At 71.9% G+C, this 13050-nt stretch carries 3 protein-coding genes; 1 reads left to right on the top strand and 2 read right to left on the bottom strand.

Going from position 1 to position 13050, the window contains the following annotated elements; translation table 11 throughout:
- Positions 1–378: 378 nt before the first annotated feature.
- Positions 379–3156 (bottom strand): LuxR C-terminal-related transcriptional regulator, encoded by a 2778-nt coding sequence (locus Msi02_RS26140; RefSeq protein ID WP_204050712.1) that lies wholly within the window; start codon positions 3154–3156, stop codon positions 379–381.
- Positions 3157–3367: 211 nt separating this feature from the next.
- On the opposite strand from Msi02_RS26140, the gene Msi02_RS26135 reads away from it, so the two are divergent.
- Positions 3368–6064: a helix-turn-helix transcriptional regulator gene (locus Msi02_RS26135; protein WP_204050711.1), complete on the top strand. Its 2697-nt coding sequence runs from the start codon at positions 3368–3370 to the stop codon at positions 6062–6064.
- Between the two features lie 244 nt (positions 6065–6308).
- Here the strand turns inward: Msi02_RS26135 and Msi02_RS26130 are convergent, their stop codons facing one another.
- Positions 6309–12872: a PKD domain-containing protein gene (locus tag Msi02_RS26130; protein ID WP_204050710.1), complete on the bottom strand. Its 6564-nt coding sequence runs from the start codon at positions 12870–12872 to the stop codon at positions 6309–6311.
- Between the last annotated feature and the right edge of the window lie 178 nt (positions 12873–13050).

Genomic DNA, 13050 nt, shown 5'->3' with positions numbered 1-13050 from the left:
ATGAGTAGGCGGTACTCATCCGGATCACGGCCCACCAATGAGCATCGGTTACTCATGACCGGCGCGCGCTTCTCGCCGATGCTGTCGGCATACGCAGATCAGCCCACGAGCAGACACCGCAGGAGCGGCCCCCAGCGACGCCCTCCCCGGGATCGCGGGGCCTGGTGCTCTAACGCCGAAACCCTGTACATCCGGCGACAGGAAGACGAGAGACATGTCAGGCTCGAGACCGGTGCGGGCGCTCCCGGCGCTGGGGCGCCGCGCGCGCCGCCGACGTCCCTCCGACGGCCGCCCCGGCCGTTCTTTCGACATGCGGGTGAACGGCGGGAGGCGGCCGCAGGCGGACGGTGTTCTCGCACTCGGTCTGGCCGAGACCGGCTACTCCTGGCAGCGGGACGACGGCGAGATACCCGCCGGCGTGGGCCCGGTCTCATGCGGCTGATTCCGGCCGCCCTCGCCCACGCCGTCACGTGTCGGGCCGCCCGTGGTCCAGGCAGGCCCGACCGGCGGCAACGGCCGGGGCATGCCCAGGGCCGCGGGCAGATCCTTCCGGCCGCGGATGCCGAGCTTGCCGTAGGCGTGCTGGAGGTGGTTGGCGACGGTCCGCTTGGACAGGGCCAGGTGTGCGGCGATGGCGTCGTTGGTCATGCCGCCGGCTGCGAGCTCGCATATCTCCCGCTCGCGCGGGCTGAGCGCCGCCTGCTGCTCGAATGTCGCCGTCCACGGCGGCCAGTAGCCCTCGCACGACTGGGCCAGCTCGCGGCCTCGGATCCGCAGCCGGGCCGTCAGGCGGTGCTCGCCCCGTTCAGCGGCGATCTCGGCCGCGGTCGCGACGGCCTGACCGGCCAGGCCGTTGTAGCCCCACTCCGCGAGGGCGTCCGCCACCGCGGCCAGTCCGTCGGCGTCTCCGTCGACGGCCGCCCGGGCGTGCCGGTCGAACAGCAGGAACAGGCGGCTGTCGCAGCGCCCGGCCACCTCGTGCAGTGCGTCCGCGACGGAGGGCGAGGGGTACAGCCGTACGGAGTGGTAGAAGGCCTCGACCGCCTTGGTGAACCATCCGCCGGACCGGTAGCGCTCCCCCAGGGAGGCGCCGGCCTCGGCGGTCTTCACCCGGTCCGCACCCGCCAGCGCGTCGATGCGAATCCTCGACAGGGTCAGATGGTCGTGCAGGTGCGACCTGGCGGGAAGCCTGCGGGTGATGTCGTCCAGCACCCGGCGGCTCTCGTCGAACCGGCCGACGGCCGCCAGGCAGGCCGCGTACTCGGCGAACACGTAGACCTGGATCGGAAAGGGCACGTGATGGTCGAGGAGCGCGTGGGCTTCCCGGAAGTGGGGCAGCGCCCGGCCCGGCCGTCCCGCCCACACCTCGCAGATGCCCAGCTCGAAGGAGAGCAGGGAGGCGCCGGCGGAGTCCTCCCGTTCGATCGCCGCCCGATAGCCGGTGCGGGCCGTGGCGAAGGCCCCGTCGAGACAGCCGGCGAGGGCGAGGGCCTGCACGTGGCAGGCCGCCGTGGCGGCCCCCATCGCGCTCCACACCCGCGGTGCGCCCAGCCGCCCCGAAGCGTAGCCGTCGACCACGAGGGAGGGCCGGCCGAGGTAGATGTCGAGGTAGGCCTGCAGGGGCTCGCGGACGCTCGCGATCACGCCGTCCCGCACTCCCGTGGACAGGCAGGCCAGGCCGGCCGGGCCGAGATCGGCCGCGCCGTCGCCGAAGGCGGCCAGCGCCAGTTCGGCGACGGCCAGCTCGGCGGCGGCCTCGCCGGCGAGAGGGGCGCCGGCGCGAGCCGCGCGGACGACCTCCTCGGCCTCGGCGGGTCGCCGCAGATTCCAGAACAGGTTGAGCGCGCGCAACGCCGCGACCGGCGCGAGCTCCGGCGGCGGTCCCCCGGCGGCCATGCGCCGCCTCAGCAGTTCCTCCGCCTCGTCCGCCTTGTTCTGCGCCACCAGAGCCCGCGCCAGCACGTCGACAGCGGCGGTGGTGCCGGAGTGGCGTGCCAGCCGCTCCGCCAGGGGGGCGTCGCAGCGGGCGAGCGCTTCGGCGGCGGCCTGCACCACCTGATCGCCGGGCACCGGGTCGCCCGCGGACAGCTGCCAGGTCACCGCGCGCAGCCGCGCCCCGTCCATGGGCGAGGAGGTGTGCGTGACCGCGTGGGAGAGAGCCCGGTAGACGCTCCGGCGGTGGTCCTCACTGGAGCGGGCCCGGACCTCCTCCGCGTAGAGCGGGTGACCCATGCGCACCAGCAGGTCGCGCCGGACGCGCTCGACCGTGATGAGCGAGCGCTGTTCGAGTTTCACCAGTACGGACGGATCGACGAGCGCCTCGATCAGGTCGAGCGGCACCGGTTCGGCGTGCGCCACGTACGACAGGGCGCGGGCTTCCTCCTCCATGAGGCCGGCGAGGAGATCTGCGACGATGGTGCGCAGCCCGCGCTGGATCGGCATCCGCCCCATCCACCGCCACACCTCCCCGACGCGGCGCAACGTGCCCGAGGCCCGGCACTCCTCGACGAGATGCCGCAGGAACAGGGGGTTGCCGCGGGTGACGCGCCACAGCCTGTCGATCGTCATTCCGTCGACCGGCCCGTCCAGCGCCGCCGTGAGCAGGGCGCCGACCGTCGGGCGGTCGAGCGTCTCCACCTCCGTCGTCTGGACGAACGGCCGTCGCAGCAGCGCCGTGACGGCGGGGGCGCCGGTGACGCCGGCCCTGACGGCGGCCAGCACGCGCGCCCCGGCGACGGCGGCCAGATGCTGGACCAAGGCGGCGGACAGGTCGTCGAGCTGGTCCAGGTCGTCGATGACCACGACGCAGGTGCGGTCGCCGGCGGCTTCACGGATCGCACCGGCTGCAGCCGCGAAGATGTTCGCCGTGTCGTCGCCGGCCGGTTCCGGCAGCAGGATCCCCATCGTCGCGAACGGCAGCCCGCGCGACGCCTCCGCCCCGGCGGTGACGACGACGTGCATGCCCTCGTCCCGGCAGCGCGAGACGATCGAGTCGAGCAGCCGCGACTTGCCGACCCCGGCCTCCCCGACCAGCAGCACGCCGGGCTCGCCCTGCCGCCTCAGCTGGGCGACGGCGGCCCGGATCTCCGCCGTACGCCCCAGGAAGGGCCAGGCAGGGCGGGAAGCCCGTCCGTCGACGTCCTCGCGCGCTCGCACACGACCTCCCCCGCTCGCCTGAAGTTCATCGGGAAGCGCACTTTTTCCACCACATGTATGGGACGAAAGCAAATAATCCATTAGAGGGTGTCAAAATTGGACAATAACGGGAGACAATCAGTCGGAGAAGACGGGTCGGCGGAGGATCCCGTGGAGGGGGATGAGAGGCGGCCGGCGGGTAGAGGGAGCACACCCCGACTCCGGAGAGATCATGATCGAACATGCCGTCGAACGCCCCGCGGACGCCCTGGAATGGCCTCTGACCGGCCGGGAGGAGGTGACGCGGGAGGTTCTCGCGGCGATGGCGCGGCACTCGGGATCGGGAGTGCTCGTCACCGGTGAACCCGGCGTCGGGAAGACCCGGCTCATCGACCACGTCCTCGGCGAGTGCGCCGGAGCGGACACCCTGATCGTCCGGGGAGCGGCGACCGAGGCCACCAGGAACATCCCCGGAGTGGGGATCGCCGGCCTGCACATCGTCGGCCAGCCGGCCGCCGGCGCCTTCTCCGGACTCTCCGGCCTTTCCGCCGCCGTCGCCGAAGCCTGCCGGGGCGCCCGCGGCGTAGCGGCCCCGGCGCGGCGGGTCGTGCTCGGCATCGACGACGCCGACCAGCTCGACGCGTCGTCCGCGGCGGTGGTCGGCGACCTGGTGAGGACCGCGGGCGTCACGCTGCTTCTCACCGCGCGCTCCGGCGCGCGCCTCGACGGGTCGCTCGCCCACCTGTGCGGGAGGGGTCCGCTGCGCGTGCTGCGCCTGGCGAACCTGCCCCGCACGGAGGTCCTCGATCTGCTCATCCGGGCGCTGGACGGGCCGGTCGACGGGCTCACCACCGACATGCTGTGGCGGATCACCCGCGGCAACCCGCTGCTGCTGCGCCGCGTCGTCGGCATCGGCCTCGACACCGAAGACCTGGCGTCGGTCCGCGAGGTCTGGTCCTGGCGCGGGTCTCCCGGCAGGCATCCGCGCCTGCACGAACTCGTCGCCGCCGACCTCGCCACGCTCAGCGCGCCGGAGTCGGAGGCCCTCGAGTACGTCGCCCTGACGGGATCCCTCCCCCGGGCCACCTTCGAGCACCTGGCCGGATCGCCGACGGTCGGCAGACTGGCGGATCGGGGGGTCGTCGCCTTCACCTCGAGCGGGAAGGCGGACGCGGTCACGATGTCCCACGCGCTCCACCGTCAGGCCCTGCTCGCCGGGATCGGCCTGCTGCGCCGCCGGCAGAGGTACCGGGAGTTGATCGTCGCCGCGGCCGAGACCGGCGTCCCCGACGACGGCGACCCGGCGACCGTGCTGTGGCGGCTGGAGGCGGGCCTCGACGTACCGCTGGCACAGGCGGTCGCCGCGGCCGGCCTCGCACTCGCCTCTGGCGACCCCGTGCTCGCCGAGGACCTCGCACAGCACGTCCACGGTGCGCCCGGGGCGGTTCTCAGGGGCCAGGCGCTGATCGCCCAGGGCCGGGCGGCGGACGGTGAGCGGCTGCTGGCCGACCACGGCGGAGACAGCGCCGAGACGGTCGCGCTACGCTCACTGAACCTGTTCTGGGGGCTTAACCGGCCCGCGGAGGCGCAGGCGGAGATGGCACGACGGCCCCGGGACGCCGCGTCGTCGGCCGATCTCCGCGTGGCCGAACTCGGGCTGGCGCTCTTCACCGGGACCGTCTCAATCACCAACCCGGCCCCGCCTCCCGCCGCCGAGGTCGGCGGCCCCCGGAGCCCGCTGGTCGCCGATGCCGCCATGGTCCTGCGCGCCTATCGGCTCACCTTCCGCGGCAGGCCCGCGCGGGCGGCCGAGGACTTCGACCGCGGGACGCTGGAGCCGCCCTCCCGGTGGCCGGCCATGCGGGGGTCGGCTGCGGCCTGTCACATCAACGCACTCGTGCTGGCGGGCAGGCTCCGGGAGGCGCTCCCCCTCACGGAGGCCTATTACTCGGAGTCCGTCGGGCGTGCGGAGCCGTCCGAGGTCGCCATCACCGCGCACATGCGAGGTCACTGCGCGATGTGGGAGGGCCGGCCGGGCCGGGCACTCGCCCCCCTGCGCGAGGCACGGGCGCTCGCCGACGAGCACACCCCTTTCCCGCTGCGCGTCTTCATCGGATGTGAGTACGCGGTGTGCCTCGCCGCCCTCGGCCGCCCGCAGGAGGCGACCCGGGAGCTCGACCAGCTCCGCGCGCTGATCCCCGACGGTCTGAGCCTGCAGGAGAGACTGGAGTTCAGCCGGATCCGGCTGCTCGCGTATTCGGGCAGCCTGGCCCACGCCGCCGACCTCGCCAACCGGCTCGCCGACCGCTACCTGCGCGAGTCGCGGCTCACCACCGGCGTCGAGTGCGCCTACTACCACGTGCGGCTTCGTCCCTCGCCCAGGGCGGCCGCCCGCCTTCGCGAGGCGGCCGCCGCCTGCGACAGCCCGCTCTTCGAGCTCTTCGCCGAGCACGGCGAAGCGCTGTCCACGGGCGACGGCCCGGCGCTGCGCGGGCTCGCCGAGCGGTTCGCCGAACTCGGCTACACGGGCCTGGCCCTCGAGGCCGCCGGCGCCGTGCCGGGTGGAGGCCGGACCAAGCGGGACCGCCTCGACGACCTCGCCGGCCGCTGCGACGGCCTCCGCCCCCCGTGGCTCCCACCCGTCTCCCCGCCGTCCTCGTCCTCCTCGGCGAACCTCTCCTCTCTCACCAGCAGGGAACGGGAGATGTGCGAGCTGGCGGCGGCGGGCCTCAGCAACTCCGCCATCGCCGTAAACCTCGGCGTCTCGGTCCGTACCGTCACCAACCTGCTGGCCCGGGCCTACCACAAGCTGGGCGTCCGCAGCCGGCGGCAACTCGCCGCCGCGCTCCCGCTGTCCCACGCCGGGCAGGCGCATGCGCCTGGCCATCCCGTGTCCTCCCTGTTTCCGGGCACCCGGCCGGTGCCGTGATCGAGGTCGCCGGAACGGCGAGTTCCTTGACGCGCCGAGCCGGGCGCCCGGTGTCCGGGCGCCCGGCTCGTGCCGGAAGCCGAAGCCGTATCCGAGGGTGCGGGCCCACCTCACGGCGATCAGGGCCCCGTCCTGCGGCGCGACCGCCGTCACCCGGCGCACGGCCCGCAGACGGGCCGCCTGCCCGGGCCATCCCTGGCGGGAACGGCCCGGGCAGGCGCCGGTTCGACGACGGCGGGTGCGATCAGCCGGCGACGCGCAGGACGCCGGTCATGGGCGAGGGCGCGCCGGCCGGCTGGTTGTCGTAGACCAGCGTGCCCTTGCCGTCCCGGGCGACCAGGTGGAGGCGGTCCTTGTCACCGGCCCCGGCGTCCAGGACGGTGACCTCGAAGGACACCTTCCCCACGCCCTTCACCTGCCCGGTTCCCCGCAGGATCGCGGTGGCGCCGGTCGTGGACAGCACCGTGTACGAGGTGTCGTCCAGGGTGAAGCCGGGCGCCGAGTAGCGGAGCTTCCCGGCCGGCGTCCTGCCCTTGCGCGGATAGTGGGCCGTGACGGTCACGGACGCCTCGCCGACCTTGGCGCATTCCGCGGTCAGCGTGCAGGCCCCGGCGGGGATGGCCAGGGTGCCCGCCCCGGTGAGCGCCGCGGTTCGCGCGTACACCAGCACATGGGCCTTCGCGCCGCCCGCGGCGTCGGCCGTGGTCCGGCCGCCGTGGTTGTCGGCCACCGTGACCGACACCGGATACAGGCCCGGCTCGGTGAACACGTGCGGCATGGCCAGCGTGCCCTTGCCGTCGTGCTCGGTCACCGCACCGGTGAGCTGCTCCTTGCCGACCGTCCAGGTCGCGGTGTGGGTGTCGCCCTTGGCCCTGTCGGTGAACGAGGCGGTCAGCGTCACCGGGGTGCCCACCTCCACGGCCGTGACCGGCGCCTTCAGCGCCACCTCGGGTGCGGCGTCGGTCACGTGCACGACCAGCGGCGCGCTGCCCGAGCCGCCCTTGTCGTCGGTCACGGTCAGCACCACCGTGTAGTCACCGGCGCTGTCGTAGGCGTGGACGAGCTTGAGCTGCCCCGCGGTCAGCGTGAGCGGCTGCGGGCCCGCCCCGTCGCCGTAGTCGGCGGTGTAACTCCAAGAGGAGGAGTCGGGATCGGTGAACGACCCCATCCCGATCCACTCGCTGCCCGCCTCGACGGTGTCGAACCCGGTCCGCAGCGTCACCTTCGGGGGCTGGTTCGGCGTCTCGGCCGTCTTGACCGTGACGGTGAACCTCGCCGTGCCCTCCAGGCCGCCGTCGTCCTTCACCTTCACCGTGACGGTGTAGGTCCCGGCGGTTCCCCACTGATGCTCCAGACCGATCCGCTTGTCGGCACCGGGCGTGACCGGCAGGGCCCCGGACCCGTCGCCGTAGTCCACCGTGGCGGACCAGGAGGCCGAGTCGGCGTCGGTGAAGGACACACTGCGCTGCAGCTTCTCCCCCACCGTCACCTCGGCGTCCGGTCCGGCCGTCACCACTGGAGCGGTGTTGGCGGGCGCCGCCTCGATGACATACGGGATGCCCTGCATGGTGGTCTCCTTACCGTCGCTGACGATGACCAGCGCCATGCCGTTCACCGGGGCGGTGAAGGTCCTGGTCGCCGTGACGGTGCCGCCGCCGGCCTGCTGCTTCACCGTCGCCGGCTCCGGTTCGGCGCCTCCGAACGTCACCTTCGCGGTGTGCGTGTCGTTCACGTCGGCGTCGGTGAACTCCGCCTCCAGCGTGAACTCCGTACCGGCCACCCCGCGCAGCGGAGCCGACGGCACCTTGATCACCGGCCTGGAGTTGACCGCGGCGACGCCGGTTCCCGCCAGGGTGACGGTGTACGCCGGCGCGGCGCCGTCAGCGGTGGTAAAGGTCAGCTTCCCGCTCGCGGCACCCTCCGCCGTCGGACTGAAGGTCACCGTCACGACACACTTGTCCCCCACTGCCAGTTCCACCGGGCAGGCGTTGGACTGCGCGAACGGTCCCTCCACCGCGATCGCCTTCAGCGGGATCGGGGCGTCCAGCCGGTTGGTCAGCGTCACCGTCACGGGGTAACTGGTCGTCCCGATCTTGACCGGGTCCTGCCAGACCACCCCTGGAGTATTCAGCAACGGCCGCACCGTCGCCGTGGCCGAGGCGCCGTTGTCGTCCGTCTTCGGATCACGGACCTCGAGGGGAACCGCCCATGCCTTGGCCGTGAGCGCGGTCCCGTCGGCCGTGGTCGCCGGGATCTTGGCCGACACCTCGACGACGGCGTCCCAGCCCGGCTCCAGCTTGGTGATCTTGGTACGGAACCCGCCCTTGATCGGCGCGCACCTGCCCCGCCAGGGCTCGCACACCGCCACCCCGGCCAGCTCCTTGGGCACGTACACGTCGACCTGGACGTCGGTCGCGGTGTCGGGACCCCTGTTGGTCACCGTGGTGGTCCAGATCACCGTCGAGCCCGGTCCCGGCTCGGCCGGGGTGACCGTCTGCTCCACCTTCAGGTCCGCCTGCGCCGTGGTGGGCGTCAGCAGGAACATCCGATTCTCCTGGTGGAACCCACCGTCCTCCGCCGGCGCCGGCTCGCGCACGAACCCGGCCACCAGCATCTGGCCCGAGGAGTTCACGTCCCGCACCGACCACGAGCCGGCCATGCCCATGCACGGCACGGTCGTCTTCCGGCCGTCTTCCGGGCACCACGGCCGGGACAGCAAATCCTTGAGCGGGTACGCGGTGCCGTCCACCCACATGACCGGCGACCGCATGCCGTTGCGCCGCGGCTCCTGCTCGAGGCCGACGATCAGGTCGTTGTCGTTGACCGCGATCGCCTCACCGGCGCCCAGGTCGGTCGGCTTGCCGTCCTTCCAGACGTAGGCGCGCTTGGTCGTCGTGCTCTCGGTGTAGCCGCACCGCACGGTGCCGACGACCAGACCGGTGTCGTTGAGGTCGTTGGCTCTGCCGCCGGTCCCGGCGCAGCCCTCCACGGCGCCCATCGGCAGCTTGGTGAGCACGCCGTCGGCGTACACCGCCGGAACGGTCTCCGTCGGTTCGTTCTGGGAGTTCCGGCCGAGCGCGTAGGCGCCCGCGACCTCGCCGCTGCCGTTGATGCGCGAGATGTTGACCTGCGCCGCCTCACCCTGGTAGTTGAAGCCCGTGTCGTACTCGGGGACCGGGAGCATGGCCCCGCGATCCCACATCACGTACCTGTGCCACCCCGTCGCACCGAAGGCCTGACCGTTGTCGTTCAGGGTCTCGGCCAGGGCTGCCGCCGCGGTGTCGTTCGGCTGCAGGTCGGTGACCGAGCCGTCGCTGCGCCAGGTGACCGCGTGCTGGGAGTTGTAGCCGCGCGTCGTCGCCACGGCCCAGCCGGACGCGTTCCCGGCCTCGTCGATGCCCACGGCGCCGGTCTCGCACGTGAGCGTGCCGTCGGTGCAGGGCGGGCCGCCCAGCTCGGTGAACGTGCCGTCCTGCCAGCGCACCGCGTGCTGCCTGCCGTCCTTGCCGGTCACCGTCGCCGCGACCTGGCCGCGGTCGTTCAGCGACCACGCGTCGGTCTTCGTCACATCCCCGCCGGGCAGAGTGCCGATCTCGGTCACCTGGTAGGTGCCGAACCGCGCCTCCACCGTGTGCGCCTTGTCCATGGTCACCGTCAGCGGGCCGGGGCCGCGCTCCTGGCCGTCGATGACCCAGCCGATGAGGACACGTCCCGCGTCCGGGGTCGCGGTCACCTTCACCGTCGTCCCGGCCCGGTAGGAGTCCCGCGCCGGCGAGGCCGCCGCCGACCCTCCGGACTGCGCCGACAGCGTCAACGGGAACTCCCGGGTGTCGACCTGCCTGACCTCCACACCGGCGGTCGTGGCCCGCATGCCCTTGGCGGTGTCGGCCGTGATCACGGTGGTGTAGACGCCGTCGGCCAGCGCCTCGGTGGTGCCGCCGTACACGCCGTCACCGACCGCGCCGGCCCCCTCGTCGGTCAGAGTCAGCTCGTGATCGGCACCGTCCTCACCGGTGAGGGTGGCCCGCACCGTCGCCCCGGAAACCGGGTCACCGCCGTCGGTCACGGTGGCCGACACCGTGACCCGGCCCTCCTCCGAGGACTGCTCGGCCGTGGCCGTCACGTTCACCGCGGTGCCCGCGATCCACGCGCTTCCCCAGGCCTGGATCGGTTCGGACCCGGTGTTGCTGAACTCCAGCCGCCAGATCCCCGCCTGCGGCTTGTCGACGTCCAGTGCCTGGATCGGCTCCTTGGCGTCGTCACCGCCCGCGGCGGAGGAGGCGGCCGGGTTGCCGGACGGGTCACGCAGCAGCACTCCCGCCGTTGGCGGCAGCGCCGTCACCACGCCGAACGCGGTGCCCTGTGGCACCTCCAGCGGCACGCTGACCGTCTTGCCCGCCTCCACCGTCGCCGACGGGAACGCGAACAGCGAACTGGCCTCGCCCCCGCCCCCGCCCTCGGCCGCGGCGGCGCTCACGCCGGCTGTCCCGGTCGTCCCGGACTCGTTCGCCGCACCGGCGAGCCGCTTGTGCGGTGCGCCTTCCGGCGCCAGAGGCGTTCCCCCCGGAATGCCCGAGCTGGTGGACCCTCCCTGCATCAGCCGCGGGGCGATGTAGCCGGCGTAGTCCTTCTGGTTGGCGACCATCTCGCTGTGTTCGCTGCGGGTGGTCGGCGTGTCCAGCAGGTCCCAGAAGGCACTGGTCGATTCGACGACTCCGTCAGTGTTGTCGCCGTGCCAGATCCAGTCCTTGGTGGGACAGCGCAGGCGCCGGCCCAGACCGACGAGGTTGGAGATCGGCACACCCTTCACAACACCGCGCGAATACCCGGCCAGTTGCAACAACTTGTTCAGGCCGGCCACGTAGGCGGTGCCGTTGTGCCGCAACGCCGGCGACCACCAATACTTGGACAGCCCGTTGCCGAGCAATGCGTCCGCGCACGCGGACCCCATGTTCGGGGTGCCCATCTGCAGCAGGCGGTCCACCACGGGCTTGCCGTCGACCCCGTCCGGCATCCGGCTCAAGATGTACTCTTTGGAGATGTTGCCGCCCATGGAATGAGCGACCAGTCGGAACTTGTCGGCGCCCAGTCCCTCACGCATGTGCTGCGTGTAGATGTTCACCTCGTCGGCGTTCTCCAGCAGGCTCTTGGTCCTCTTTTCCGGGTGACGCCTGTCGCCGGTGTTCATCGTGCCCGGCCAGCGCCCGTCGCCGACCGCGTAGACCTCCTGGGCCGGGTGCTGCTGTTTGGCGAAGGTGCCGAACGCGCTCCAGGTGTCCGCTGTGCTCGTGAAGCCGTGGACCAGCACCAGAGGCATGGGCAGGATCTTTATCGGAGCCCTCTCCTTCGTGTCCACACCCTCGACGTAACCGGTGCCGGAGAAGAGCCGGATCGACAGGGAGCGATCCGAGTGCGGCTTGCCGTCGAGCCAGGCATAGCCCTTGGTGTCCCACACCAGTGTCCGCTCGACGGTCTCGTTGGGTTTCAGGGTCAGCGGGAACGTGCCGTTCGGCAGGGGTTTGCCGGTCCCCTCCTCGACCACCTGCAGGGTCCTGTTCAGCCGCTGACTTGTGGGGTTGGTGACCTGCAGGTTGACGCGTACCCTGTTGCCCTCGTACACCCCTCTGTCGGGCACCGGGACGAACGCCGTGGACGGGGGCAACTGCGTGAGAAGCCTGACCGAGTCGATCGTGGGCTCGCCGAGGTGCAGGTCGAGCATGAAGGCGTGGACCCGTTCGGAACCGTCGAGCGCCATGGAGTTGCCGAAGACCACCCCTTGATCGCTGATGCCGGTGACCTGCCGCAGGGTCAGACCGTTCCGCTGCTCGGCCGGCACCAGGTCGTTCAGGTTGATCGCGGTGCCGTCCGGGAACCAGACGGCGGCACGCCAGAGCGATTCCACAGAGCCGCCGGGGCCGTCGCCGTACATCATTCCGCCGACGACACTCGAGTTGTTGATTGCGTAGGCGATGCCGCCACGGCGCGTCGGGATCGTGTAAGGCGTGCCTTTGCTGTCCCAGTAGACGGGGGTGTCCGTGCCGCCTACGCGCGCGTAGCCCGCGACCTCGCCCCTGTCGTTGATGTCCATGGCCATGGTGGACCCACCCGGGTATTCCAGGTGGTCGCGGGCCATGTCGAGGCGCTGGCCCGGCCGGCTGCGGAAGGCGGCGGGCACGGGGCTCTCATCGGCGATGCCGACGGTCGCGCCGAAGTTGTTCATCCCTCTGACGCTGACGCTCTGGCCCTTGTACGCCCGAAGGTCCAGGAAGGAGTCGTCTGAGGGATCGTAGACCCACGAGCCGCCCGCTACCTGCCCCAGATTGTTGATCGCGGTTGCCCCCGACCTGCCCTCCAGCAGCTTGGCCCCGGCCTTGTCGGAGTAGATGAAGGACCCGGTGTGTTTCTCGCCCTTCGAGTAGGCGGTGTACGTGCCCACAACCGTGCCGTAGTCGTTGACGTCCAAGGCACGGCTCCCCGTGACGTCGGCGCCGAGACGCCCATTGATGTCCTTGAGGGGCCGGTCCGCGGCGAGCGTGACCGCTTGCCCACTGATCGCCGTGGCTCCCTCGCCCTTCTTGTTGACCTTTCCCCCCAGGTTCAACTCCAAGATGGGAATGGTGCCGAGGGAGCCGAGGTCGGTGTAGGTGACGGAGCCGGGGTCGGGAAGGGCGGCCGCCGCCGGGCCGCCGAACGGCCGCGGATCACCCGCGGCGAGTGCGGGGATCGGGGTGAGAAGGGAGCCGGCCAGCGCGGCGAGCACGGGAAGTGCCGACCGCCGCACCAACGCCCGGCTGAATAAACGTTTCACGGAATACTCTCCGAATATGCGGGCAACAAGCCCCTCACGGTCCGATGAAAGCCCGTTGCGGGCAGCTTGCCGAGAGGAAATCCTCAGACTGCGGAACGCCGAATCCGTCGGCGCATGACGGGCCGTCGAAGGACCCGTACGGGGAATGGGAACGGTTGTGCTTCCGGCATGAACATGG

It is taken from the genome of Microbispora siamensis (assembly GCF_016863095.1).
GTDB lineage: Bacteria > Actinomycetota > Actinomycetes > Streptosporangiales > Streptosporangiaceae > Microbispora > Microbispora siamensis.
This window is presented reverse-complemented; position numbering and strand designations above follow the sequence as displayed.

Bases quoted from the DNA above. Each gene is read 5' to 3' on its own strand.
- Msi02_RS26135 (WP_204050711.1), top strand. From the start codon at position 3,368: ATGATCGAACATGCCGTCGAACGCCCCGCGGACGCCCTGGAATGGCCT.